The organism is Bdellovibrio sp. HCB-110, from assembly GCF_047323225.1.
Taxonomy (GTDB): domain Bacteria; phylum Bdellovibrionota; class Bdellovibrionia; order Bdellovibrionales; family Bdellovibrionaceae; genus Bdellovibrio.
Genome location: NZ_CP178750.1, coordinates 860,913 through 885,663, shown reverse-complemented (window position 1 = coordinate 885,663; position 24,751 = coordinate 860,913). Strand labels below are relative to the sequence as shown.

Genomic DNA, 24,751 nt, shown 5'->3' with positions numbered 1-24,751 from the left:
AAAAAAACTAGCGTCCTTGGGCGCTAGTCAAAACAAGTCTTAAAGTTGCAGGATGATTTCCGCGCGGAGTTTCCATTTCTTCCATCACGATTTCTAAGCCGGCATTTTGCAGTTCTTGACGGATCACATTCACAGGAGCAATACGTTTTTGGGCTGTCCAGTATTTCCCAGACATTTCAACAACACCGTCCACGTCACACTCCGGAGTTTGTCTCCACAAAGTGTAGTTCTCATCCAAGAAGATAGATTCAAAACTTTCGTCAGGGCTGAGGCCGGGGCTAAGAACCGCTGTTTTAAGCACAAACTTTCCGCCTTCCGCCAATGAGTTTCTCACCGCATTTAAGAAGTGAGCGCGTTTTGCAGAGCAAGTGATTTGAGTCAAACAATCATAGTCATGAATCAAATCAAATTTCTGATTGAGCTGCTCCACTTGCAAAATTCCACCCATGGCAAAAGAGATATTGAGTTCTTGTTTCAATGCAAATTTTTGTACAATCGAAATAGAGCTGCGATACATATCGTAAGCCGCCACTTGGAATCCGATTTCAGCCAAAGCCATTGCGGCCACTCCATGGCCAGAGCCCAAATCCAAAGCGCGAAGGCCTACGGGATGAGGAAAAAATCCTTTTACAACAGCCGGAAGATAATCCACGCAGTCTCTTTCTTTGAGTCCGCCCAACGGCAAGATGTGATTCAAAGTTTCTTTCACTGCGTGGTGAGGTCCATTTAGATATTCTTGATATTGCGCTTTCATAACTGTCTCCTTTTTTTGAGGTCGATCGTGTCGGCCTGATGACAGTCTTAAAAGCACGAGAGGTGCCAAGGTTTTCAGAGCTGAAAAGCGTTTTATTTTGAAATGAAAAAGCTCCTGCCGAGATCCCGGCAAGAGCTTCCGTTGGTTTTTCGGGAACTGCCGGAAACCCGGCAGGCCTAGTTCATGGCGTAAATAAGACTTCCGCCCTTAATCATATTGATCACTTTATCGCGATTCGTGGAAGACACCGCAGGACATCCCCAACTGCGACCTTGGACCACAGCCGAGTCCTGTACGTAAGCAGCTCCATGCACGACAATCGCACGGGGACGCGCATTGGAGTTTGTCGAAGAAAGTCCATCCAGCTTCAAGGAGTAGCCGTTGCTTCCTTGATAAGTTTCTGCTGTTTTATAAAATCCCACTGAGCTCGCATTGGAACCGGAGACGTTACTGAACTTTTCAGCAAAGCCATCGTGATTGCTGTCAGAACCTTTTCCATGGGAAACGTGGATATTCCACACACTGCCCGTGCTCATGTTGATAAAGTACCAACGCTTCTGTGTCGACTTCTGACTGAAATCAATCACCGAAATCACAGTTTGATTTTTGAATTTCGATTTATTTTTATGGAAGTATAAAACTGCCGCTTCCAATTTTTTAGTCGGAACAAGGTGGCTTGGGTCCAAGTAATCATAAAGCTTAAGAATCTCTTCATCACTTCCCGCAATCGGTGGCGGAGTCGTCTCTGCCGGAGGTGTCACGGCAGGCGGCGTGATTGAAGGCAGATCTCTTTCACCTTCTGTGCTTTGCCCGTTGTTGTCGTTCGGAGACGTTGCGACAGGTTCATTTTCTGGGTCGTCGGGAAGAACCGGAATGCCAGGTCCGCAGGCTGAAAGAGTGAGCATCATTGCTGCTGATAACAGGACTTTTGTAGGTGAGAAAGACATCATGCCGATCCTCCGTGCTGATAGTTCACAGAGCAGATCGGCTACTCGTTTTTAAAACTTAAAACTTTTTAGAAATGACTGAATTCTCGACACGTTTTCAGAGGGAAACTGTGAGATTTTTTTACAGTTTTTCTGACAAAAGACATCTCCCCGTAAGGCGCGCCTCTCAGTAAGATTTTCGAGAGGAGGAGCTATGCTGGAGTTGTCCTTGCCATGGTGGGAATTTGTCCTTCGCTCCGTCGTCGTTTATGCCTTTTTGCTGATATGTCTGCGCATCATCGGAAAGCGGCAGTTTGGTCAACTGGCACCCTTCGATTTGATTCTGCTTTTGATTTTAAGTAATGCGGTTCAGAACTCGATGAACGGTGGCGACCAGTCCTTGTTAGGCGGTTTAATATCGGCTCTCACATTGCTGACGCTGGATTACCTGACAGGTTGGATCACCTTCAAAAGCAAACGCGCTTCCTTGCTTATTGAAGGAAAACCCGAAGTCTTAATTCACGACGGGCATATCAACAAAGACCTCGTCAAAAAAGAGCGTTTGAGTAAACACGAAATTGATGCAGCCCTTCGTAAAGAAGGTTGTATGTCGATCAACGAAGTCGAATACGCGGTGATCGAAAACGACGGCTCCGTTTCAGTGCGCAAAAAAGATCAGAAACCAGAAATGACAATTAGCACAGACTGAAAATAAACCGTCCCTTCATGGTCAAACAGATCTATTCTTTTTTTAAAAAAGGAGTTTCCCATGAGAGTTCGTGAAATCATGCACCCCAATGCAAAAGTGATTAATTTCGCTCACACTGTCGAAGAAGCAGCACGTCTTATGGAACAAGAGGACTGCGGGTCGATTCCCGTAGAAAAAGATGACAAAATGATTGGCATGCTGACGGATCGGGACATTGCCATTCGGGTCGTCGCTCACGGCAAAGATCCTCGAAAAACAAAAGTTCAGGAAGTCATGAGTGAAGGGATCAACTACTGTTACGATGATGATGATATTGCCGATGTCAGCAAAAAAATGGCAGGGCGCCAGCATCGCCGTCTTCCGGTCGTTGATAGAAATAAACGTCTGGTTGGTATGCTGAGTTTAGGTGACATCGCCAATAAAGGCCAAGACGCCAAAATCACCCATGACACTCTATCGAAAATAGCCCATCACTAGAGGAAGAAGGGGCCGCCACAAACCAGCGGCCCTTTGTACTAAAGTTTTATAGGAAGAAGAGTCTCTGACAGCTCCACGGACTCCGGACTGAGATCCACAACCAGCGGAGAAATCTTAAGACCTTTGTGATAAGCCTCACGCAAAAGTTTTCCGTAAGCAGGATCAATCTCGTCAGCCGGTGTGAATGAACCACAATCATGGCGCTGAATCGTGAAGACCAACTCCGCCGTGTGTCCCTGATCCATCAACTGCATCAACTCACGCAAATGTTTTTGCCCACGCTCGGAAACAGCATCAGGAAATTTCGCAACCCCGTTTTCACCTAACGTGACATTTTTCACTTCGATAAAATGAATCTTGTCGCTGCCTTTTTTCTTAAGAATAAAATCCAGGCGCGTTTCACCGTTGATTTTATGTTCGGCCTTCGCCTCATCAAATTGTGCCCAGTGTGCAAACGTACCGACGGTTTCTGGATGCCCGACAACACGCTGAAGTGTTTCACGCATAATCACATTCGGAATCGCCGTATTCACACCGACCCACGATCCCATGGGAGATTTGATCATCTGCAAAGTGTACTTCAGTTTGCGTTCCGGATTGTCACTTTCAGAGAACAGACAGTGCTGCCCCGGATTGTTCACACTCTTCAGACTTCCCGTATTTGGCAGGTGAGCTGTGATTTTTTGCCCCTGCCATTCGATATCCGCAAAGAAACGCTTGTAACGTTGGAGGAAAATCCCTTCCTGCAGCTTGTGAGAAAATTTCATAGGACCCCCTTCAAAAGCCGTGATTTCACTCTCAAATTAGTCTTTTTCTGACAAATTTGTCGATGGGATTCCGTGGAGCCCCGAATAATGCAAAGAACTCTGCATTTCTTCACTATTGCGCACAGCGTAATTCAGTGCAATTGCTCTATGGGAGGACTAGAAGGGAGTGTTCATAAAGGACGGTTCTATGACGGTCAAAAAGCCAATAACTCCAAAGCCTTCGTGGCTGAAGGTGCGCGCTCCTGCGGGAGAAAATTATACGCGTATCAAGGAGATGATGGGTGATTTGAAACTGGCGACAGTTTGTCAGGAAGCGCGCTGCCCGAACATTGGCGAATGTTGGTCCGGCGGAACAGCAACGATCATGATCATGGGCGAGGTTTGCACTCGCGGTTGCCGTTTCTGCAACGTGAAAACAGGAAATCCAAAAGGAAAGTTAGATCCTTTTGAGCCCGAGAAGGTCGCCTACTCTGTTTCGCAAATGAGTCTTGAGTACGTCGTGATTACGACAGTCGACAGAGACGATTTGCCGGATCAGGGCGCAGAGCACTTCAGCCGTACGGTGACGACGTTGAAAAAACTCGCGCCGAATTTGATCGTAGAAATTTTGGCGGGCGACTTCCGCGGCGATCAAAATCTTGTGAACCAATTGACGGACGCAAAACCGGATGTGTATGCGCACAACGTAGAAACTGTGGAGCGCTTAACACCGAAGGTGCGCGACCCGCGAGCGGGATACCGTCAAAGCTTGCGTGTTTTGGAGATGGTGAAAGAGCGCGATGCGACTCGTTACACAAAATCTTCAATCATGTTGGGGCTTGGAGAAATCGACGAAGAAATTCTTCAGACACTGAAGGATCTTCGTGGAGTTGGCTGCGATGTGGTGACCTTTGGTCAATACTTGCAACCAACACCAAGACATCTCAAAGTAGTGGATTACGTCACTCCGGAAAAATTCCAAGAGTGGCAAAAGGTGGCCGAGGGTATGGGTTACTTGTACGTAGCTTCAGGTCCGTTGGTGCGCAGCTCTTATCGTGCCGGTGAATTCTTCATGAAAGGAATCATCGAGAAACAGCGAGCCGCGGAATTGAATAAAGAATTGAATAACGTTTTTTAGATATCTAAATGCAGAAAGGACTTTCTCAACATGGCAACTGACGTAAAACTGCCCGAACTTGGCGAAGGTGTGACTGAAGGTGAATTGGTAAAATGGTTGGTAAAACCAGGTGACTCTGTAAAAGCAGATCAACCTATCGCTGAAGTATTGACTGACAAAGCAACTGTTGAGGTTCCATCTCCAGTAGCTGGTGTGGTTAAAGATTTGAAATTTAAATCTGGCGATGTTGTGAAAGTCGGAGCAACGATGATCACTTTGGATGGCGCAGGCGCAACAGCTTCTGCTCCGGCGGCTGCAGCTTCTAAGCCGGCTGCTCCAACGGCATCTGCTGCTCCGCAAGCGGCAGCTCCTGCGGCGGGCGGCGGAAAAGTGCAAGACATCAAACTTCCGGAATTGGGAGAAGGTGTTACTGAAGGTGAATTGGTAAAATGGTTGGTAAAACCAGGTGATTCTGTAAAAGCAGATCAAGCGATTGCAGAAGTTTTGACGGATAAAGCGACTGTTGAAGTTCCAACTCCAGTAGCTGGCGTTGTGAAAGATTTGAAATTCAAATCTGGTGACGTTGTAAAAGTTGGTTCGACTATGATTACACTTGAAGGCGGCGCGGGCGCAGCAGCTCCAGCTCCTCAAGCTCCAGCAGGTGCTCAACGTGAAGTTCCTGCTTCTGCTCATGCGAACTTTGCAGCGGCTCATGCTCCGATTCAGTCCAGTTCCGCAGCTGTCGCTGCTGCACATCCTGCGCCCGGCGAGATATTCCCACCAGTTGCTGATTCAAAAGTTTTGGCAACTCCAGCGACTCGTCGTTTGGCGCGTGAAATGGGTGTTGATATCAATTCATTGGGTGGCTCTGGTCTTGCGGGACGTGTGACTCGTGAAGATGTCTTGTCTGCTAAAGGTGGCGGCGCTGGTTCAGCTTCGGCAAGGCCTCCGCTCTCCCCGGCTCCCGCCGGCATTCCAAAACCTTCTTACCAAGGCCCTGCAGGTGCGGCTGAAGAGCGCGTAGCTCTTGTCGGTATCCGTAAGAAGATTGCTGAAAACATGCAACGTTCTAAACACGTGATTCCTCACTTCACGATCATGGATGAAGCGAAAGTGGATGCGATGGTGGCAATGCGTGAATCTTTGAAAGATCATGCAGAGAAACACGGAACGAAGATCACTTATCTTCCAATCGTGATGAAGGCCTTGATCGCGACTATTCGCGAATTCCCAATGTTCAACGCTTCTATCGATGATGCGGCCGGTGAAATCGTTTACAAAAAATACTTCAATCTTGGTTTCGCAGCGGACACTCCAAACGGACTCGTTGTTCCTGTGATCAAGAATGCAGACCAAAAATCCATCTTGGAAATTTCCAAAGAGATCTTGGATCTTTCAAAACGCGCTCGTGACGGCAAGTTGAAACCAGACGAAATGAAAGGTGCAACTATCACTGTAACGAACATCGGTTCTATCGGTGGCACGTACGCGACTCCAGTGATCAACCATCCTGAAGTGGCGATTCTTGGTATGTACAAAATCGACGAAAAACCGGTTATCAAAGATGGCCAGTTGAAAGCGATCAAAGTGATGAACTACACAATGACAGCGGACCACCGTTTGATCGACGGCGCGGTTGCAGCTCGTTTCTTGGCGGCCTTCATCGCTCGTATTGAAAACCCAGGTAAAATGTTAGTGGAGTTGATTTAATGGCAGCGCAAAATTTTGACGTAGTAGTAATTGGTGCGGGTCCTGGCGGTTATGTCGCTGCCATCCGCTCCGCTCAACTTGGATTTAAAACAGCTGTCGTTGAAAGAGAATTCTTGGGTGGCGTGTGCTTGAACGTGGGATGTATCCCATCTAAAGCGATGATCACGGCAACTCACCTTCTTCACAAAGCTCAACATAACTTCAAAGATATGGGTTTGAATATCAAAGGCGGTATCGACGTTGATATGAAACAACTTGTGAAGTGGAAACAATCCGTTTCTGACAAAATGTCAGGCGGTGTGAGCCAACTTCTTAAAGGTTATGGCGTTACTGTTCTTAAAGGCGAAGCGGAATTCAAAAACTCTAAAGAGATCACAGTAAAATCTTCTGCGGGAACAGACTCCGTTCAAGCAAAATACTTTATCGTGGCAACAGGCTCTCGTCCGATTGAAATCCCTGGATTTAAATTCGACGAAAAAGACATCTGCTCTTCAACGGGCGCTTTGGCATTTGATACAATTCCAAAACGCATCGCTGTTATCGGTGGCGGTTACATTGGGCTTGAAATCTCTTCTTACCTAAGAAAACTCGGCACGGAAGTGACTGTGATCGAAGCTCAATCTGCATTGCTTGCAGGTGTGGTTGATCCAGACTGCGCGCAGATCGTTGTTCGTAAATTGAACAAAGCTGGCGTGAATATCATGTACGGCGCAAAAGCAAAAGGTCAGAAAAAAGTTAAAGACGGTTACGAAGTCACTGTTGAAATCAACGGTAAAGACGAAGTCGTTAAATGCGATAAGATCTTGGTGACAGTGGGTCGTCGTCCTAACGGAGACCAAGCGAACTTGAAAGCAGCGGGTATCGCTGTTGACGAGCGCGGCTTCGTAAAAGTAGACGCTCAACGCAGAACAAATGTTTCTAATATCTTTGCTATCGGTGATATCTGTGGCCAACCAATGCTTGCGCATAAAGCTTCTCACGAAGGTGTGCTTGTCGCGGAAGTGATCGCAGGCCAAAACCGCGTTTACGACGCGAAAACAGTTCCGGCTGTTGTGTTCACAGATCCAGAAATTGCCTCTGCCGGCATGACTGAAGCTGAAGCAAAAGCGAAAGGCTTCAACGATCTATTGATTGGCAAATTCCCATTTGCAGCTAACGGCCGTGCCGTGAGCATGATGGAAACAGATGGTTTTGTGAAAATGATCGCTGACAAGAAGACACACGTTCTTTTAGGCGTTCACATCGTAGGACCAGAAGCTTCTAACTTGATCTCTGAAGCTGTGCTTGCCATCGAAATGGGTGCACGCATTGAAGATCTTGCGCTTTCAATCCATCCTCACCCAACATTGGGCGAAACAATGATGGAATGTGCGGAAGCAACTTTGGGTCACGCGATCCACATTATCCAAAAGCCTTTGCATAAATAGTTTCTCAAGTAAAAATGAGTTCGAAGAAAGTTCAGAGGAGATTTCCTCTGAACTTTTTTTTTCGGGCTCCTGCCTTAACAAGTTTCTTCATGACACCGATTTTTGCGGCATTATTTATGCATAATAATGGGTAAAAATAGAAAAAAAGGCCACAATGACACCTTTTCTTGGGGGAAAAATGAAAAACTTGTTCATTGCTTTGCTGATTGTGTGCGGTTTGGCACCATTGGCGCATGCTGACATCAATGACAACTTGGATAACGCAGACACTTCTTATGTAAGACCGGGACGTCCTCCGGGACCTGTTCGTCCTGATCCACGTCCGGAACCATATCCAGATCCATATCCACCTCGTCCACGTCCAAACCCTGGATATCCACCTCCACCACAGTACATTTACGAACATGTGACATGCACGTCTTACAACTATCGCTACAACGAATGCTTTTTCAATAACTACAGAGTTGTTGAAATCCGTATTTGGTCGCAGCATTCCTATGATGCTTGCATCTGGGGACATACAGCTGGCGTTTACAACAACCGTCTTTGGGTTGATCGCGGTTGCAGCGCGACGTTTGAAGTTGTTCGTTACTACTAGTTCGTTTGCACATTTAATTTCTGCATTCTTACAAAGAAACCCGCATCTCGATGCGGGTTTTTTATTTTCAGGTAAGTTTGATGAATGGAACTGAGAATTGGTATTTCGGGTTGGGTTTATCCGCCGTGGAGAAAAGTCTTTTATCCGGGAGATTTGCCCCAGAAAAAAGAACTTTTCTATGCGAGCAGAAAAGTCACTTCCATTGAAATCAATGGGTCGTTTTATAATTATCAAAAACCAGAATCCTATCAGCGCTGGTTCGCGGAAACGCCGGACGACTTTGTTTTCTCTGTCAAAGGTCCCCAGTACATCACGCACATTCGCCGCCTTCGCGATATTAAAATGCCTTTGGCCAATTTTTTGGCCTCGGGTGTTTTATACTTAGATCACAAACTCGGCGCTTTTCTTTGGCAGCTTCCTCCGAACTTTGTCTATGACGAAGAACGCCTGGAAAATTTCTTTAAACTTCTGCCTCACACTTTCAGTGAGGGAGTGAAGCTCGCCGATACTTCCGAACGTTTTCAACCTGATTATCCTCAAGAGATTCGCAAATCTCCCAGACCCCTGCGACACTGTCTTGAAGTCCGGCATCATAGTTTTGAAAATCCGTACTTCATTGAACTTCTTCGCAAATACAACGTCGCTTTGGTCTTTGCCGACACCGCCGGCAAATGGCCCTACATGGAGGACGTCACCACGGATTTCGTGTATTTGCGTTTGCATGGCGATGAAGAAATCTACAAGAGCGGTTACGATGAAGAGACTTTAAACTGGTGGGCCGACCGAATTAAAACCTGGTCTCAAGGAAAAGTTCCTTCCGATTCATTAAATGTCGTTGATCTGACAGTTCCCAAAAAACAAAGGGACGTGTTTGTTTATTTCGACAATGACATCAAAGTGCGCGCACCTGAAGATGCACAAACACTCATGGAAAAACTCAAAATCAAGAGACCTAAAACAAATTCCTGAATTTGACTTCACCTGAAAACGGGATCAGAATTTTATCGTGGAAACAGCAAAACCCCTTCTGATCGGCCTTTCACCGCGAATTTTGCACGAAGCTCCGGAAGGTTTCGAAGCCAGAGGAAAAACCATTCAATATCTCGAACAAAACTTGGCGCACTTGATTGCCAAGCATGGCGCTCTGGTCTTCATGATTCCTTCCTTGGAAACTTCGTCGATTCTGAATAAAGAAGATCTCGATGTAAACCAATACGCCGATGTGCTCGATGGTTTGGTTTTGCAAGGGGGCGTGGATATTTGTCCGTCGCTGTACGGGGAAGAACCGATTCCCGCCATGGAAAACCAGCGCACTGACCCTGTTCGTGATCGCTATGAAATTAAACTTCTTAAAGCTTTCGCCAAACGCCAAAAACCTGTTCTGGGAATTTGCCGTGGGTTTCAGTTGATGAATGTGTTTAAAGGCGGAACTCTTTTTCAAGATCTCCCTTCACAACGTCCCGATAAAGTGGCGCACTTCCGCGCGGATCTGTATGACAGACTCACTCACAGTGTCGAAATTGAACCCGGTGGTCGCCTTGCAAAAATGTACACCCGTGGCGGAGAGATCGTGTCGATTCACCATCAAGGGATTAAAAAATTGGGAGAAGGTTTGCGTGTTGAAGCCACGTCATCAGATGGTTTGATTGAAGCCTTTAGTGCCACTGAAAATAGTTTTTTCGTCGGTGTTCAGTGGCATCCTGAATTTCATAAAGACTTTGAAGAACACTTTTTATCTTCAGAACCCCTCGTGCGCAGCTTTCTGGAAGCTTGCAAAAGCAAAGAGGTTCCGCAAGAAGTTCAACCGATCTTAAATCCCTCTTAGAGATTCTTTTTCAGTTCTTCCAAGGACTGCGCCAACGCTTTGTATTTTTCAAGTTTGGCTTGTGGCAAAGCCAATGCGCGCTCGATCGTCTTTTTCGCTTCTTCTTTCTGGTTCAACTCTTTTTGAGTTTGCGCCAAAAGTTGCAAGTTCTGCAAGCGCCAGTCTTCACCCAATTCAACGGCTTTTTGCGCTTCAGGAAGAGCCTTTGCGTATTCTTTATTACGAGAATAGAAACGCGCCAAACGCATGTGATAAACATAAGTGTCTGGGTAAGCTTCGACCAATTTCACCAGCCAAGCTTCTTCTTCCGCCTTCATCTCGGCTTTTCGCAAATAAGTTTGCGCCGTCATGATTTCGCCGGGACGCTTGACGCTGAAATCTTTCTTTTTCAAAAGATCTTGAAGCTGCGTGATAACCTGCTTTGCCATGTCGTCTTTTTTCAACTCTTTCGCTGAAGAAAGCCACGTGGAAAGAATTTCTTCCTTCTCAAAAGGTCTGAGATCAGACACTTTCCAATCGACAAAAAACTGATGGGCTTTTTCTTGGGAATTCGCCAGAGCCGGCAAAAGTTCTATGTTTTTGTTGAGCTCCGTCTTCACTTCTTCTGGAAGACCTTTTTTATCGTCAGTATACAAAGAAGCCCAGTCATTACGAGCAGACACTGCTGTGAAAGAGTTTGGATCTTGAGCAATCCATTTTTTGAGAACCTGGATATAACCATCACGGTTCTTTTTATCAGCTTCATTTTTCTCGGCCCACAAGCTGATTTCCGCGTAGGCAAAGAAAGGTGATTTGTCCTGAAGTTTTTCGTACCACTTCACGGCCGCTTCAAAATCCAATTTATTAAAGCAGTACTCGGCCATTTTTCCTTGAGCCGTGCGATCGCCAGCATCGGCTTTTTTCTCTGTCTCCGCCAGTGTTGAGGTTTTCTTCAAAGCCGTTGTGAGTTCTTTAGAAAGAACCGCTGTCGGTTTGAAATCCAAGCTGCGATACAGCTCTTCGCCTTTGCTGTTAATAATTAGAAGTGTCGGCAATGCTTTGATTTTATATTTATCACCAAATTCTTTGTTGATGGCCATATCGGAGTTCAACGCCAATTTCACAAGTTTCTTCGTAGCACCTTTAAATGCTTTTGTTCCAAAAACCTCCGTTTCCAGACGAACGCAGGCTGGGCACCAAGGAGCTCCGTAGTCGACAAGAACGAGCTTTCCTTCTTTTTCTGCTTTTTTAAGAGCAGCTTCCAGGTTGTTCTCGATAAAACCGTGAGAGTTGATGTGAACTTTTTCTGAAGAAGCAGTTTTGATTTGCGATGTCGTTTCTTTTTTTACGACAGGAGCAACACCATTTTGCAGTTTACCAGCTTTCAATGTGTAATCGTATTTGTGCTCCTCACAAACCGTTTTCTTGTCATCGCAGACATAAAAACTCACCTGCAAAGACTTCCCTTCGGCTTTGCTCAAATCAAAGAGCATTTCTTTTTCTTCTTTTTTAAGAGGAGCACTTTCCTGATTACCGATAAGAATGTTGGCAGGAGCGTCCTTATTGAAATGAAATCCCGAAGCTACATGGCCCACCAACTTGGAATTTTCTACAGCGAGTGTGACTTTTCCGTCAGAAAGACGAGCCCAAGCCAGTGCAGAAATCAGTGAAAGTGCCGTGATCATGAGATATTTCATAAGAGCCTCCAATATACTGAAAAAGGACTCTATCAAGAGGGCCTTGCAACTCAACAAAAAAAGCATTTAAAAAGGCCCTTTTTCCCTTTCAATTCTGCGTACTTATGGGTCTCTTTACAGAGCGCTCCCCTCTCCCCTTCATTCTCAATTCATTTTCATCTTCATTGGTTTTTCATTTAGGAGTCTAAAACACGGAAAGGTTGTGCAAGTGCCTGGCTTTAGGTATCTCAGCGACTCACCAATTAAAGGAGTTTTAGATGAAATTGCTAGTAGCAGCTCTTCTTCTGACTGTATCTGCCGTTGCCGCTCAAGCGGAAACTTTGACTATCTACACAGACCGCCCTACTGCGCGTCTTCAACCCATCGTTGACCAATTCAAAGCTGACAAAGGCGTTGAAGTTGTTGTCGTTGAAAAACCTTACGCTGACATCGTAGCACAAATCGAATCTGAAGGTGCTGCAACACCTGCGGATCTTATCTTCACAAAAGATTTGGTTTTCTTGTCTGATCTGACAAACAAAGGTCTTTTGCAACCTTTGACGAATGCGGCTGTTAAAGCGCGCGTTGCTCCTGCAATGAAAGATCTTAATGACCACTGGGTTGCTGTCACTTACAGAGCTCGTACTTTGGTTTATGATTCTACTCGCGTAAATCCTTCTGAAGTTGCTAACTATGAAGACTTGGCTGACGCTAAATGGGCTGGCCGTGTTTGCATGAGAACTTCTAAAGGCACTTACAACGTTGCTTTGATCGCAAGCCTTGTTCACCACAAAGGTGAAGCTCAAGCGAAAAACATCATGTCTGGTATCCTTGAGAACTTGGCTGTTGATGTTTACCCGAACGACACAGCGATGATGACGGCGATGGCTAACGGTATCTGCGATATCGGTATCGCTAACACTTACTACTTGGCTGGCATGGTTCAACAAAACCCGAACTTCCCAATCAAACCTCTTTTCGCGAACCAAGACACAACGGGCGCTCACGTGAACGGTTCTGGTATCGGCGTAGTGAAGTACTCTCAAAAAGCGGCTTTGGCTCAAGAATTCATCGCTTTGATGTTGCAAGAACCAGCTCAATTGCACTTGTCTTCTAGCCACTTGGAATACCCAGCAGCAGTTGGCGTGACTCCAAACACTTTGATCAAAGACTGGGGCACTTTTAAAGCTGACGCAACGAACTGGTCTGTGATCGGCGAACAAGTTCCAGCAGCTGTTCGCATCATCAAGGAACTTGATTATAAATAATCATGAATAAGTTTTTTAGAACTCTTATTGTAGTTTCCCTCTTCGGCCTGAACACTCAGGCCGAAGACGTTTCTGAGGTCTCAGCAAAAATGTCTGAGCTGGGTCCTGTGAAGGTTATTGGCAGCTCTGAAGAAGAACTGACTCAGCCTAGTTCAGCGCACTTTATCAGTAAGGAAAAGCTCGAACTGCAACAACAGACAGACGTCAATCGCGTTCTCAAACAGGTTCCCGGCGTTTATATCCGTGAAGAAGACGGCTTTGGTTTAAGACCCAATATTGGACTTCGCGGAACGCATCCTGATCGCAGTAAAAAAATCGTGATTCTTGAAGACGGTATCCTTATTGGACCGGCTCCTTACTCGGCGCCGGCGGCCTACTACACTCCGTTCATGAGTAAGATTGAATCGCTTGAAGTATTTAAAGGTGTGGCTTCCGTTCCCTATGGACCTAATTCCATTGGTGGCGCGATCAACTACATCACTCGCAGTATTCCCAAAGAGAATCAAAATGAATTGGAATTAGCGGCGGGTACTTTTAATACGCAAAAATATCGCGGCAACATCGCTCGCGTCTTTGACCGTGGTGGCGTGATGTTCGAAGGAACACACATGCAAACCGATGGATTTAAGAAATTGGATTCCGGCGAGAAAACGGGATTCTCTAAAAATGATTTCTTGCTTAAAGGCGAATACAACCTCGACGGTGAAAAACGTCATTCGATCCAAGTCAAAGTCGGCTATGCCACGGAGCTTTCCGACGAAACATATTTGGGTCTTTCTTTAGATGATTTCGACTCCACTCCTTTCCGTCGCTACAATGCTTCTGAAAAAGATTTGATGGATTGGCAGCATGAGCAATACCAATTGACCTACAAAACCCAAGTTCAAGAAAACTGGGGCGTGTGGGCAACTGTGTATCACAATAAATTCCATCGCGACTGGAGACGCTTTGATGGCTTCCGCGATGGCAGCATCAAAGTGAATTCCGTATTACTCAATCCTACAGGCCCTCAAGACCAGCTTTACCATGACATCATCACTGGCAAAGAGGACTCTGCGTCTTCTGGAAGTAATGCCACGGATCTCGCGGTTCTGAATAACGATAGAAACTTTTATAGCCAAGGTATTCAATTCGGCTCTTTCTCTGCTCATACCGCAGGAACATGGACTCACCAAGTGAGTCTTGGACTTCGCCTTCATGACGATCAGATCCGTCGTAATCACACGAAACGCTATTACTCTATGACGGACGGTCACATGGTGGGCACGGGTGAGACGGCTGTGCAAAAAGATTTGAATCGCGACACGACTCAATCTTTAGCTTTAACAGCGAGTGATGAAATGTTGGTCGATGCCATTCCTGGATTTAAGCTGACGACAACAGGACGCTTTGAAACCGTCAACTACTCTGCTCAAAATGATTTGACGAATACGACAACAGACGGCTCCGAGAACTTCTTTGTTCCCGGTCTTGGAGTCTTTCAACAGTTCACAGACAACTGGTCTGCTTTTGTCGGCGTAAACCGTGGTTACTCCATCGTGGGTCCAGGACAAACTCAAAGCAGCAAAGCGGAAGAAAGCATCAACTACGAAGCCGGCGTGCGTTTTTCTAATGCTGATCACGAGCTGTTCATCGAAGGAATTGGTTTCTGGAATGATTATCAAAACATCAAAGACACGTGCTCGTTCTCTTCAGGATGCACGACAGGGGATCTAGATCAAACTTTTGATGGTGGTAAAGCCTTAATCACGGGTTTTGAGACTCGTGTGCAAAAGGGCTTCCAGTACAAAGCCGTTTATATTCCTGTGGGCGTGAATGCGACATTCACTAAAGCAGAGTTTAAAAACGATTTTGACTCGAACAATGAGGTTTGGGGAAATGGATCTATCCAATCAGGAGATCCTTTGCCTTACGTCCCTGAGACTCAATACAGCCTTAGTGTCGGTGCTCAATATCAAAAGTTCACCCAAGAAGTTGTCTTGTCTTGGACTGGGAAGATGTACAACGAATCTGTTTCTACCAACAGACAAGAAATCGCCGCTTACGGAATCGTCGACTGGAGTTTGAAATACCAGTATGACAAAGCAGGCTCTGTGTACGCGCGTTTGGACAACATCTTGGATCGAGAGTACTTGGTGTCGATGAAACCTTACGGTGCCCGTCCTGGAAAGGCTCGCAGCGTTTTAGTAGGCCTGAAACACTACTTCTAAGATCTTTTCACTCTGGAAATAAGCTTTTTTCCCAAAGTCACAAAGGGAGCCTTGTAGTGCTCCCACAAAGAAGTTCGGAATCGTTCACTGAGACCGAACTTCAATTTCTGCACATCTTTAGAAAAAATCAAAGACCCAAAAAGTCCGTCCCAAATCGCCAGACTCACACCAAAGTTTTTATCGTAGTGAGCGACATCTTTGGAGTGATGCACTTGGTGTTGAATCGGACTGATCAGAAATCTTTCAAAAGGCCCAAATCCCAGCGGGATATGACTGTGGCGAAGGTTGGCCCCTACCAAGTTAAAAATAAATCCAAAGCCATTGATTCCCAAAAGGGTCCATAGCGAGAAACTTGAACCAAAAAGAAAAATAAAGACGCCAATGGCAACGCCCAAGCTCACACTGTTGCGCAGAATTGCCAGAATAGATTCGACAGGATGAGCCCGGTACAACGTCACTGGAGTCAGAACCCGCGCACTGTGATGGAGTTTATGAAACTCCCAAAGTGCAGGAATTTTATGCATCAACCAGTGATGGAAAAAACGGAGGAAATCGTCCCAAACAAACACCGCGAAAGTAAAACCGAGAAGCCAAACATTGGTGACGGGAATATCCAGCAAGTCGCCGCCATTAAATTTCACCAAAAAACGGATCACAGCCTGGGAGATATGAAAGCTTCCTTCAAATAACGGAACAAAAAGAAAACTCTTAAATAAAGCATTCAGGAAATAGATCAAATAATCCTGTTTTGTAGAGTGATTCCACCAGTACTTTTTGCGCAAAACCCAACGGCGCAGGAGAGTTTTTAAGGGCATTTTTTGCTGGCGACCCACGATCCATAAAACCACAATAACCAAGAGCAAGCTGGAAAGAATATTGACGTGATAAAGCCGCGATGTGGGCTCATCGAATTGAAAGAGTAATTTTTGCAAACGAGACCAATTTTCGGGCTTTTCCAGCATGCCTTTTGTTAGCACACAGGGAGGATTTTCACACTCGTTTCTCAAGAATCCTCATTGAGTTTTCAATTATACAGGGCCTGTCATGAAAACTTGTCATAGTGGGGCCTTTTCAGGCACAAAGAGGCCTCGGAAAGTGAGGACTTATGCACGCTAAAAACCTGATTATGAAGGTGTCTCTTGCCTTAGCAACTTGCCTACTCACGGCTTCTTGTTCGGATTTCTTCCAAAATGAAAACACCCCTCGTAACACCGGTGGCGGCGGAAACACACCTCAACAAGGTGGCGGATCTTTGCCTGGAGATTTCCAAAAACCGAATGAAGGTGCATTCTCTGAACAAAAAATGTTGATCAATATCGGTACGAACGTGATCGGTCGTGCAGTTGAAAACTTCAGCACCCAAGTGCCTGTCCTAAGAAACTCTCTTCGTCAGTATTGCGAAACTTTGGCAACAGGTTCTTCGGCTCGCCGTGAAGAAACTCAAGCGCAATTGGACTGGGAACGCGCGATGTTGGCATTCCACGAAGTGCAAGCCGCACCCTTTGGTCCTTTGATGGACAACGGTCGTTTCTTGAACGACTACTTGTACTCTTGGCCTTACCTGAACACATGTGACATTGATAAAAAAGTTTTCGAAAATTCAAAAAATCCCGTGAACGGCGACGCTTTGATTTTCAACGTGCGCGGTCTGGGTGCTTTGGAATATCTTCTTTTTGAAAAATCTTTGAAGAGCACATGCAACCTACGCGCAAACCCGGCGATGGCGGAGTGGAATGCCCGTGAAGAACAACAAAAGAAATTGGACCGTTGTCTTTGGGCGCAAGAATTGGTGAAAGATGTTGAGACAAAAGCTCAAACTCTCCATAACAACTGGTCTTTGCAAGGTGGCAACTTCACCAAAGTTCTTATTGACGGTTCTCGCTATCCGAACCTGAAGGAATCTATCAATGCAGTGACTGATGCTCTTGCGAACATCGAGAAAATCAAAGATTTGAAACTAGGTCGTCCTTTGGCCCGTCATAAAGATTGCACTGAAGACAAATGCCCTCGTGATGTAGAGCATATCTATTCAGGTTTGTCTTTAGCAGCAGTTGAAGCACAGCTTAAAGGTTTTAAAGCAGTCTTTACTGGCAGCTACTCGGCTCAACCTGGATTTGGTTTTGATGATCTCTTGGCACAATCCGGACGTTCTGATGTCGCAGCAAAAGTAGTTGCAGCTCTTGATAAAGCTTTGGCATCTTTGCAAGCCGTTCAAGACAAAGGTTCTTTGTTGGAACAAATCGAAGCGATGGACCCTGCCCTTTGTAAATCTTCAACCATGACTGATCGCAAAGAAGAAATCTGCGCGGTTCATGCGGACGTTCGCGATGTGGCCTTCTTGCTTAAAACGGAAGTGTTAGCCGCTCTGGCTCTGAGAGCTCCGCCGACTCATCAGGGTGATAATGACTAAATAACAAAAGGGGCTCAGTGATCTGAGCCCCTTTTTCTTTTACTGACCTAGTGTAAACGTTTTTAGTTCGACAGCATGATGTTCGCCTTTGTCCATGTCATGCCAATTTCCTTTTACGACACCAAATGGAACATCTCCCCACCAAACTTCCCAAGTATGAGTGTCGCATGTTTTCTTCATGTGACATGTTTTGAAGGTTCCTGCTGGAACCGTCACATCTTCAAGCGTGCCTTTTTTAGCCACACAGTTTGTCATGACTTCGTTCCATTTTGCCGTGGAGTACATTTTATCATCATCGATGTCTTCCATCATTGTCGTAGTTACACCGTTAACGATCTTGTCGACCTTCACCATCCACTCTTTATCAGTGTCATCGTGTTCCGTGACTTCTTTTTTTACTACAAGAGTTTGTGCGGCATCCGGGTCTTTTGTATAAGTGCCTTCCCACTCCGCTTTATCTCCGACCATAGGATATGCCAACGAAACTGTTGACGCCAAAGTCACCACGCTCATTGCAAAAAGATTACCTAGTTTCATACTTTCCTCCTTGTGTTGGGTTGTTTTTTTGTTAGTGAGATGATGATTCGGGCTGAGGCTTTTTCAGTCAACCCGACCCAACGAAAAACATTCGCTTCGTTGCGAATGCGCATTCTGCTAAGGAACAGAATAGCAGTCCTTAAGATCCCTGTGAAATTGCGATAGCAGACTTTCAAGTCGCGTGAACGTAAACTGTCTATTGGCCTGACTTGTAAGTCCTTTTTGCACACCTTCTAAAATTTCAATATCTTGGCCAATAATCACTTCTAAAAACTCTACCTTCTGCCGAATCTTTGCATCATTCGCCCCGTCCAACGTAGGCACTAAAGGAACATAGCGAAACTGTGTTTTTCCTAGCTCCGCTGGCAGAAGAGAAATCAACGCCGCGTGATCATCATAAAAAAGCAAAAAACTGGAAGGGAAAATGTAGTACATCACCTGCGCCCATTTTAAAGGAGGTTCTTGATTTGTGGGTTTTCGCAAAGGCACGACGATCCTTGCGTTCTTTCCTTTTTGGTCCGCGAGACTTAGATTTGGAAACTGCAACTGCGCAAGATACGGAGCATGGGCGTGGGTAAAATGATAGACCTCCAGGAAGGCTTCAACGCCAATTTTCCAATTGAAGTTCACTGTAAATGAAATTTCTTTCACCGGATGTGCAGGAAGAAATCCTAGCTCTTCTTGGTCGTGATGAAGCTGCTCAAAAGGAGCTTCCAGATTCGCGACTTCCCCTTCCGGATCTAAAAGAATCCACACCAGGCCTGCACATTCATACGATTTGATCTCTTTCAAACGAAAGGCTTTTGAAGAAAGATGAGTGAAACATTGATCGCTCACGGGAATATCTAAAATTTCTCCCTCTAATGAATACGACCACCCATGAAAGGGACAGACAAATCTTTGTCCTCCGTCATTCTTAATATTCAAAGGTGCTCCGCGATGGCGACAGGCATTTAAGAACACGCGCGCCTTGCCTTGCTCATCTCTGACCGCGATGACAGGCACCCCGCAGATCTCGCCTGCATAAAAGGTCTCTTTCATTTTGAGTCTGTCGGAATTCACCAGAGGCATCGGATGCTTCTTAAGGACCTCCTGAATCTCGCTCTGATATCGGTCTGCATCCAAATATTCTTTGACGGAAAGAGAAGAGGCTTGAGGACCTACCTCCAAACTTCCGTTTTCCATGTGCGAAAGAGTATCGGAGAGAATTTGTCCGAATGTTCTCACGGCGTCACCTTTTCTCTATTGACGTAATCGGGAAAGCACTCTGCCTCTTCACGCAGACAGTAAGCCACAAGATTAGGATGGGTGAGCAAAGTTTTTTTAAGATGGCTTTCAATGGGCTGCTTTAAGATTGTAATCAAAAAAGCATAAACGGTGGCGTCGACCTCTGAAAACTGCGTACCTAAAAAATAAGTTTTATCTCCTAAAAGATCCGAAAGAGCTTTCATCTCTTGGCTGCCAAGACGGTACACTTCCTCTTGCGTATGTCTGCCAAGACCTTGTTGATAGGCTTGAGATCGCAAACGACTGCGCAAAAAAATTAAAAAAGGAACGCCAATAAGCGGCGGAAAAAGCGGCGCGAATTCGGTTTTTAGTATGCTCCAGCCCTTTGGATCAATCCATCGGCTATAAAGCAAAATGAAATAAAGATGCTCCTCCACCATTCTTTGAATGGCAATGCCCTGTGCTTCTTGCAAGGCCCCCGCAGAACTTTGAAGTCCGCGTTTTTCCGCCAGGTGCTGCAAAATAAAAGTGGAATCCGGAATGACATGCTCGCCATCGCGAATAAAGGGCATTTTTCCTTTAGGACCTCGGGCTGGATTCTTCTCAATCACGACCCGATAGGGAATTTTATTTTTCCTAAGATACATTTCCACTTTTATACAAAATGGACTGAGACTAGGAAGTCCCCAAATTGCGGGATACTGATGCAAATAAATCATAGAGATCTCCTAAAAAGAGCCGCCATTAAAGAATAAAAATCAAAAAGATCCCCGTAGCTGCCTTCTAAATGCAGAACCTTAAGAAAACGGCGGTGCAATTTTGGTGATCGCTGGCAACGTTTCGTAAATTGATTCAGATATCTCTTGGCAACTCCATCACGGGGATCGGAGCCCAGTTTTGAAAGTAAAAATGGCAGTCGGACTCTTTGAACCGAAGAGTCGTGAAAAGATGAACTTTTTATTTTCCTTTCTCCTAATATCTCCTTTAGGAGCCGAACCTGCTCTAGAGCCACAGTCATGCCTTGTCCAAAAACGGGATTCAATGAGCAAAAAGCATCCCCCAAGACCAAAAGATTTTCGGGAAAGTTTTTGATTCGGTGAAAACGGCGCATATGCATTTGTGGTTTTTGAAAGAAGCTCATCCCACTAAGAGGAGTTCCCTTCTCTATGATGCGAAGAAACTTTCCTCCCGGGACTTTGGCGGCCAGTGACAGAAATCCTTGAAAATCAGGAGTTGCCTCTTGTCGAGCCCCCTGTTCAATGATCGTCGCCACACAACGCCCCCCCTCCACCGGAGAAATCACGGCACCCAGGGAATCATGGGGAGGAGAAAACTGATAATAGTACTGTCGAAATCCGGCAAAGCTGAGAGACTTTTCAGAAAACATCATCGAACGGTATGTAATTCCAATGGGCAGAGCCTCGGTGACTTTTTCAATAGGAAACTGGGAAAAAATTCTTTTCATAGGAAAGTACTGTCCTCCGGCAAGGATCACCAGATCTGCATAAAGGATTCTTTGACTTCGACAACGGACAAAACCGACTTGTTTCTTGTCGATATGAATCTCTGCAACTTCCTCCCTCTCAAAAGAAATGCGCGGATTCTGCTTCACATGTGAATAGATGCGACTTTCCAGCAGAGGACGACTCATGGATCTTGTGCGTACCGGAGATGGATAACGAGGAAACTCTCCTAAACGATTCTCCCAAACTGTGTCCTCCGCCCAATCAATAGAAGGACAAGCACGAAAGTCATCGTGAATTTCCGGCATAAGGTCTTTTAAAATTTTTTGTCCCCGCTTTAGCAACACATGCAAATGCGCTCCTTGGGGGACACCGCCTCGCGGAAAATCCACTCCCACAGAAGCATCTTTTTCAAGAACGATCACAGACTGAAAATGTTCAGATAGAACATGCGCCGCCATCAACCCGGCAATGCCTCCGCCAATGACCAAGGCCTTTTGACAGTTCATATGCGCCCCTCCAGATTTTCATGAAGGCCATGCAGCGCCATCAAACCCTTCGCATACAGCCCCGTTGAAAAAGTTTTTAGATTTATTTTTTGGATGTGAGACAGTTTTTCGTTAAGTTCGTCAAGCAATGTCAGTTTGTACGTTTCAGCATCAACACCACCCTGAGAAATCAGAATTTCATTAGTAAAATCACCTTCCGCGATTTCTCGTTTTAACGTGAATAGCAGATTGCTGATTCGTCCCACCCGCTGCCCATTCAACAACACCTCTCTGCAAGCTCCGAGTTCTTCCACGACTAAATACGAACTTGCCATAAGATCTATCGTGCCCGCCGCGAGCATCGCCATATTGTAGGCGCCGAGCATGCGGGACTCCGTCAGATTCCGCATAAAAGGCAACTCAGTCATCAGCTCCGAATACCTATTACTAATGTAAACCTGTTCAATATCAAATTGCAGAATGGGCAAAAGCCGAGAGTAGTTAGAAAACTTTCTTAAGAGCGCCGTCAGCTGCGAAAAAAGAAAGCGCGCAAGTTCAAATGTCTTTGCCTCTTCCGCGTTTAAATCCGGAGGGACTTTGACATCTTGATTCACGTTCAGTTTATAAAGCTCTTTGAGTAAACGGGGGTTTCGATACTGAGGGTTGTCAGCCAAGTCATCATAAAGAGTCACAAGCATTCCCAAATGAACCTTGGCGAAAACGGCACTGTCTTGAAGTTTCTGATCCACCGTATTCAATAACGTAAAACGGTAACCCGTTGGTAAAAAATCTCGGAACAAAACTTCAGGACGTATCGCCGAAAAAGTTCGGTAGGTTTTGACCAAAATCTCAAGTTCTTCGTCGAAATTTTGAATCTCTGTCTTAAGGAGTGCCACTGAAGCCTCCGTCTTTTAAGCGAATCTGAATTTTCTGGTTTGAAAGAGGATGCAAAGTAATCAAAGGTTCGGATTGAATATCTTCGCGTGGACACGTCAGAACGTATTTCTCGCAAATCATTTTCAAAACTATAGAAGCTTCAAAGTAGGCTAAGCGTTCTCCGACACAAGATTTAGCACCCGCCCCAAAAGGAATGAATGCAAAAGGATGTTTTGCTTTTTCTAGAAACCGTTCAGGAATAAACGCGTCGGGATTATCAAAGTACAAGGAGTTTCGATGCATCTCCGCGATACCGACAATCACCTGATCCCCCTTTTTTACTCGCATCCCCATAAGCTCATCATTGTCGTTGGCTTGCCGGGCGAGCATATACGCCGGCGGAAACAGACGCAGACTCTCCTTGTAAATGGCTAAAGTCATCGACTCATCTCCGCGTGCGACGGAATCCTGATACCGTGGATTTTGAGCGAGCAATAATAAAGTAAAGGCCAGAGAAGACGCAGTCGTCTCATGTCCTGCAAATAAAAATGTCATGCAGTGATCAATAAGGTTTTCATCTCCGGCATAGGCTGCCGGCACCGCCGCGTCTACCCGAAGATGCCTTTCAATCAAAGCTCTAATCTCGCTTTGCAAGGTGCGAATTTCGCGATTTTTAAACGTCGGAACATACAGCGGAGCTGGCGCCAAAGAGCGCATGCGCAAACCACAAAGATAATTGAGACGCAAAAACTTCTCTCCGATCCTTTGCGCGAGTTCAGGAGAGCGAATTCCCAAAAAAATCGTCAGCGCTGTTTGCAAAATCAAAGAGGTCATCTCTTCGGTCACATCTATGGAAGCTTGATTTTTGACTCTGCCAAGAAATTCTTCGCAATAGTTTTCAATGATGGCCCGGACGCTTTCCAATCCCGACGTACTGAACATGGAACGGGATTTCATGCGCCCCTCGCGAGATTCTTGTCCTGAGAGCTGCACCAGTCCCTTTTTTCCCGTCACAGGCTGAATGCGATCAAAGACAGTTCGATTTTGAACATAGATGTCGGCGCGCTTAATCAAAATTTCTTGCGCACTCTCCGGATCAAAAGTGAAAACGAATCTTTTAGGTCCTATATAGAGACATTGAGGTCGACCGTGATCCTTTTGAGCCAGATTCCTCATAAACTCCAAGGGCTCTGACATAAAGTCAGTCAAATTCGAAACGGGGCTTAGCATGTTCATGGCCTCTCCTTTTAAAGCGCCTTTACCTGCGCTAAGGATTAGCCCATAAAACATTTGAATATAATTTCATTATGGATTAGAACCGTTAACCAATGGATATCAATCGCGTTCGCTATTTTCTTTCTCTCGTAAAAACAGGCAGCGTCACCAAGGCAGCCGAGCTGCACCGCATTTCAGCTCCCGCTTTGTCTAAAGCCATCAAGGTCTTTGAAGCTGAACTGGATGAAAAACTGATAGTACCAGATGGACGTGGTATTTTACTCACCGATCGGGCCCGTGAGATCGCTCCTGCTTTGGAAGACATCATTAAAAAACTGGATGGTATCATCGAAAAAACAGATCTTCAGGAAACGCACTCTGAAGAAGGCAAGCCTTTAAAAATTGCCACCTTTGAGGTCTTCTCGACCCACTTTATGGAAAGAGTGTTAAGCGGTGCTTTTGCAGGACGGCCGTGCTTGATTCACGAAATGACTCCAGGACGCATGGAGCAGAGTGTGGCTAACAGAGATTCGGATTTTGCTCTGACTTACATTCCGATTCCTCATCCCGAGTTAGATCATCTTCGCATTCAGTCTATCGAGATGGGAATTTTTGGACTTAAAAACAAGTTCAATGACTCTTCCGAGAGTGCTCCGTTTGTCATTCCTATTGCGCCGATTGAGGGTTCTCCGAATCGCGTGCGGGGACTGGATGGCTGGCCGGAAGAAGCCTTCCCTCGCCATGTCCTCTATCGTGTGGGAATGCTGGAGTCCGCTCTGGGAATTTGCCGTCGCGGCCTGGCCGTGGCTTACATCCCTAAATTCATCGCAAAAATGCACAATGAAATCGTCAAATCTGAATTTGTCTTGGAGGAAAAACCCCTTCCGAAGCGTTTTCCGCGCAGCAAAGAATATGTGTATTTAGTAAAGCGAAAAACCGATTTGGAAGATGATGTCGCCAAAAAATTAGGGAGCGCCATTCGCCGTCTTTGCTCATTATGAGAAATGCGTGCTAATTTTGTTGCCAGTGACGTTCTTTTAGACAGTGAATTATGTTCAACCGCGTTTTATAGGACTTAAACGTCTGTAATCCTAGCATCACTCTTGCTCTATG

At 45.7% G+C, this 24,751-nt stretch carries 23 protein-coding genes; 12 read left to right on the top strand and 11 right to left on the bottom strand.

The features are described from left to right. Window positions 1–7 precede the first annotated feature (7 nt). Both ACL934_RS04200 and ACL934_RS04195 read right to left on the bottom strand, forming a co-directional pair. The gene (locus ACL934_RS04200; protein WP_374078013.1) at window positions 8–754 is read right to left on the bottom strand and encodes a class I SAM-dependent methyltransferase; all 747 of its coding nucleotides are present in this window, start codon (window positions 752–754) and stop codon (window positions 8–10) included. Between the two features lie 176 nt (window positions 755–930). After that, window positions 931–1,704 (bottom strand): murein L,D-transpeptidase catalytic domain family protein, encoded by a 774-nt coding sequence (locus ACL934_RS04195; protein ID WP_374078011.1) that lies wholly within the window; start codon window positions 1,702–1,704, stop codon window positions 931–933. 190 nt (window positions 1,705–1,894) lie between these two features. Between ACL934_RS04195 and ACL934_RS04190 the strand changes: the two genes are divergently transcribed. After that, window positions 1,895–2,389 (top strand): DUF421 domain-containing protein, encoded by a 495-nt coding sequence (locus ACL934_RS04190; RefSeq protein WP_374078008.1) that lies wholly within the window; start codon window positions 1,895–1,897, stop codon window positions 2,387–2,389. Between the two features lie 60 nt (window positions 2,390–2,449). Continuing rightward, window positions 2,450–2,866 carry a CBS domain-containing protein gene (locus ACL934_RS04185; RefSeq protein ID WP_374078005.1) on the top strand — a complete coding sequence of 139 codons (417 nt, stop codon included), beginning with the start codon at window positions 2,450–2,452 and terminating at the stop codon, window positions 2,864–2,866. 38 nt (window positions 2,867–2,904) lie between these two features. Here the strand turns inward: ACL934_RS04185 and sfsA are convergent, their stop codons facing one another. Continuing rightward, complete coding sequence (sfsA, locus tag ACL934_RS04180; protein WP_374078002.1) at window positions 2,905–3,633, bottom strand: DNA/RNA nuclease SfsA; 729 nt, start codon at window positions 3,631–3,633, stop codon at window positions 2,905–2,907. A gap of 187 nt (window positions 3,634–3,820) precedes the next feature. Between sfsA and lipA the strand changes: the two genes are divergently transcribed. The 6 genes from lipA (at window position 3,821) to ACL934_RS04150 (ending at window position 10,289) form a co-directional block, all read left to right on the top strand. Continuing rightward, window positions 3,821–4,750: a lipoyl synthase gene (gene lipA, locus ACL934_RS04175; protein WP_374077999.1), complete on the top strand. Its 930-nt coding sequence runs from the start codon at window positions 3,821–3,823 to the stop codon at window positions 4,748–4,750. Window positions 4,751–4,780: 30 nt separating this feature from the next. Beyond that, window positions 4,781–6,439 carry a 2-oxo acid dehydrogenase subunit E2 gene (locus ACL934_RS04170; protein WP_413613163.1) on the top strand — a complete coding sequence of 553 codons (1,659 nt, stop codon included), beginning with the start codon at window positions 4,781–4,783 and terminating at the stop codon, window positions 6,437–6,439. Next, entirely contained in the window at window positions 6,439–7,866 is a 1,428-nt protein-coding gene (lpdA, locus tag ACL934_RS04165; protein ID WP_374077994.1) for a dihydrolipoyl dehydrogenase, read from the top strand. Before ACL934_RS04170 ends, lpdA begins: the two co-directional genes overlap by 1 nt. Before the next feature lie 178 nt (window positions 7,867–8,044). Continuing rightward, window positions 8,045–8,464, top strand: a complete 420-nt coding sequence (locus ACL934_RS04160) for a DUF3011 domain-containing protein (RefSeq protein ID WP_374077991.1) — start codon at window positions 8,045–8,047, stop codon at window positions 8,462–8,464. Between the two features lie 84 nt (window positions 8,465–8,548). Further along, entirely contained in the window at window positions 8,549–9,433 is an 885-nt protein-coding gene (locus ACL934_RS04155) for a DUF72 domain-containing protein (RefSeq protein ID WP_374077989.1), read from the top strand. 37 nt (window positions 9,434–9,470) lie between these two features. After that, window positions 9,471–10,289, top strand: coding sequence for a gamma-glutamyl-gamma-aminobutyrate hydrolase family protein (locus ACL934_RS04150; protein WP_374077986.1), 819 nt, complete (start codon window positions 9,471–9,473; stop codon window positions 10,287–10,289). Here the strand turns inward: ACL934_RS04150 and ACL934_RS04145 are convergent. Beyond that, entirely contained in the window at window positions 10,286–11,965 is a 1,680-nt protein-coding gene (locus ACL934_RS04145) for a thioredoxin family protein (protein WP_374077984.1), read from the bottom strand. The genes ACL934_RS04150 and ACL934_RS04145 overlap by 4 nt on opposite strands. A gap of 257 nt (window positions 11,966–12,222) precedes the next feature. On the opposite strand from ACL934_RS04145, the gene ACL934_RS04140 reads away from it, so the two are divergent. Both ACL934_RS04140 and ACL934_RS04135 read left to right on the top strand, forming a co-directional pair. After that, window positions 12,223–13,212, top strand: coding sequence for an extracellular solute-binding protein (locus ACL934_RS04140; RefSeq protein ID WP_374077982.1), 990 nt, complete (start codon window positions 12,223–12,225; stop codon window positions 13,210–13,212). Between the two features lie 2 nt (window positions 13,213–13,214). Next, window positions 13,215–15,422, top strand: coding sequence for a TonB-dependent receptor family protein (locus ACL934_RS04135; RefSeq protein ID WP_413613162.1), 2,208 nt, complete (start codon window positions 13,215–13,217; stop codon window positions 15,420–15,422). On the opposite strand, the gene ACL934_RS04130 is transcribed toward ACL934_RS04135, so the two are convergent. Further along, on the bottom strand, window positions 15,419–16,429 hold the full coding sequence (locus ACL934_RS04130; RefSeq protein ID WP_374077977.1) for a sterol desaturase family protein: 1,011 nt from the start codon (window positions 16,427–16,429) through the stop codon (window positions 15,419–15,421). The two genes, ACL934_RS04135 and ACL934_RS04130, sit on opposite strands and share 4 nt — an antisense overlap. Before the next feature lie 98 nt (window positions 16,430–16,527). Between ACL934_RS04130 and ACL934_RS04125 the strand changes: the two genes are divergently transcribed. Beyond that, complete coding sequence (locus ACL934_RS04125) at window positions 16,528–17,832, top strand: imelysin family protein (RefSeq protein WP_413613161.1); 1,305 nt, start codon at window positions 16,528–16,530, stop codon at window positions 17,830–17,832. Between the two features lie 39 nt (window positions 17,833–17,871). Here ACL934_RS04125 and ACL934_RS04120 read toward each other — a convergent pair whose 3' ends face one another. The 6 genes from ACL934_RS04120 to ACL934_RS04095 form a co-directional block, all read right to left on the bottom strand. Next, window positions 17,872–18,369, bottom strand: coding sequence for a hypothetical protein (locus ACL934_RS04120; RefSeq protein WP_374077973.1), 498 nt, complete (start codon window positions 18,367–18,369; stop codon window positions 17,872–17,874). Between the two features lie 117 nt (window positions 18,370–18,486). After that, complete coding sequence (locus ACL934_RS04115) at window positions 18,487–19,596, bottom strand: aromatic ring-hydroxylating oxygenase subunit alpha (protein ID WP_374077970.1); 1,110 nt, start codon at window positions 19,594–19,596, stop codon at window positions 18,487–18,489. Continuing rightward, window positions 19,593–20,315 carry a glutathione S-transferase family protein gene (locus tag ACL934_RS04110; protein ID WP_374077967.1) on the bottom strand — a complete coding sequence of 241 codons (723 nt, stop codon included), beginning with the start codon at window positions 20,313–20,315 and terminating at the stop codon, window positions 19,593–19,595. Before ACL934_RS04110 ends, ACL934_RS04115 begins: the two co-directional genes overlap by 4 nt. Beyond that, on the bottom strand, window positions 20,312–21,568 hold the full coding sequence (locus ACL934_RS04105) for an FAD-dependent monooxygenase (protein WP_374077964.1): 1,257 nt from the start codon (window positions 21,566–21,568) through the stop codon (window positions 20,312–20,314). Before ACL934_RS04105 ends, ACL934_RS04110 begins: the two co-directional genes overlap by 4 nt. Further along, window positions 21,565–22,443, bottom strand: a complete 879-nt coding sequence (locus ACL934_RS04100; RefSeq protein ID WP_374077961.1) for a hypothetical protein — start codon at window positions 22,441–22,443, stop codon at window positions 21,565–21,567. Before ACL934_RS04100 ends, ACL934_RS04105 begins: the two co-directional genes overlap by 4 nt. Then, entirely contained in the window at window positions 22,430–23,659 is a 1,230-nt protein-coding gene (locus tag ACL934_RS04095; protein WP_374077960.1) for a cytochrome P450, read from the bottom strand. The genes ACL934_RS04100 and ACL934_RS04095 overlap by 14 nt, the downstream gene beginning before the upstream one ends. Window positions 23,660–23,751: 92 nt before the next feature. Here ACL934_RS04095 and ACL934_RS04090 point away from each other — a divergent pair, with 92 nt between their 5' ends. Then, window positions 23,752–24,639 carry a LysR family transcriptional regulator gene (locus tag ACL934_RS04090; RefSeq protein WP_374077957.1) on the top strand — a complete coding sequence of 296 codons (888 nt, stop codon included), beginning with the start codon at window positions 23,752–23,754 and terminating at the stop codon, window positions 24,637–24,639. Window positions 24,640–24,751: the final 112 nt, after the last annotated feature.

Excerpts from the sequence above, each read along its gene's own strand:
- ACL934_RS04200 (WP_374078013.1), bottom strand. The coding sequence starts at position 754 with ATGAAAGCGCAATATCAAGAATATCTAAATGGACCTCACCACGCAGTG.
- ACL934_RS04195 (WP_374078011.1), bottom strand. The coding sequence starts at position 1,704 with ATGATGTCTTTCTCACCTACAAAAGTCCTGTTATCAGCAGCAATGATG.
- ACL934_RS04190 (WP_374078008.1), top strand. The coding sequence starts at position 1,895 with ATGCTGGAGTTGTCCTTGCCATGGTGGGAATTTGTCCTTCGCTCCGTC.
- ACL934_RS04185 (WP_374078005.1), top strand. The coding sequence starts at position 2,450 with ATGAGAGTTCGTGAAATCATGCACCCCAATGCAAAAGTGATTAATTTC.
- sfsA (WP_374078002.1), bottom strand. The coding sequence starts at position 3,633 with ATGAAATTTTCTCACAAGCTGCAGGAAGGGATTTTCCTCCAACGTTAC.
- lipA (WP_374077999.1), top strand. The coding sequence starts at position 3,821 with ATGACGGTCAAAAAGCCAATAACTCCAAAGCCTTCGTGGCTGAAGGTG.
- ACL934_RS04170 (WP_413613163.1), top strand. The coding sequence starts at position 4,781 with ATGGCAACTGACGTAAAACTGCCCGAACTTGGCGAAGGTGTGACTGAA.
- lpdA (WP_374077994.1), top strand. The coding sequence starts at position 6,439 with ATGGCAGCGCAAAATTTTGACGTAGTAGTAATTGGTGCGGGTCCTGGC.
- ACL934_RS04160 (WP_374077991.1), top strand. The coding sequence starts at position 8,045 with ATGAAAAACTTGTTCATTGCTTTGCTGATTGTGTGCGGTTTGGCACCA.
- ACL934_RS04155 (WP_374077989.1), top strand. The coding sequence starts at position 8,549 with ATGGAACTGAGAATTGGTATTTCGGGTTGGGTTTATCCGCCGTGGAGA.
- ACL934_RS04145 (WP_374077984.1), bottom strand. The coding sequence starts at position 11,965 with ATGAAATATCTCATGATCACGGCACTTTCACTGATTTCTGCACTGGCT.
- ACL934_RS04140 (WP_374077982.1), top strand. The coding sequence starts at position 12,223 with ATGAAATTGCTAGTAGCAGCTCTTCTTCTGACTGTATCTGCCGTTGCC.
- ACL934_RS04135 (WP_413613162.1), top strand. The coding sequence starts at position 13,215 with ATGAATAAGTTTTTTAGAACTCTTATTGTAGTTTCCCTCTTCGGCCTG.
- ACL934_RS04125 (WP_413613161.1), top strand. The coding sequence starts at position 16,528 with ATGCACGCTAAAAACCTGATTATGAAGGTGTCTCTTGCCTTAGCAACT.
- ACL934_RS04120 (WP_374077973.1), bottom strand. The coding sequence starts at position 18,369 with ATGAAACTAGGTAATCTTTTTGCAATGAGCGTGGTGACTTTGGCGTCA.
- ACL934_RS04110 (WP_374077967.1), bottom strand. The coding sequence starts at position 20,315 with ATGATTTATTTGCATCAGTATCCCGCAATTTGGGGACTTCCTAGTCTC.
- ACL934_RS04105 (WP_374077964.1), bottom strand. The coding sequence starts at position 21,568 with ATGAACTGTCAAAAGGCCTTGGTCATTGGCGGAGGCATTGCCGGGTTG.
- ACL934_RS04095 (WP_374077960.1), bottom strand. The coding sequence starts at position 23,659 with ATGAACATGCTAAGCCCCGTTTCGAATTTGACTGACTTTATGTCAGAG.
- ACL934_RS04090 (WP_374077957.1), top strand. The coding sequence starts at position 23,752 with ATGGATATCAATCGCGTTCGCTATTTTCTTTCTCTCGTAAAAACAGGC.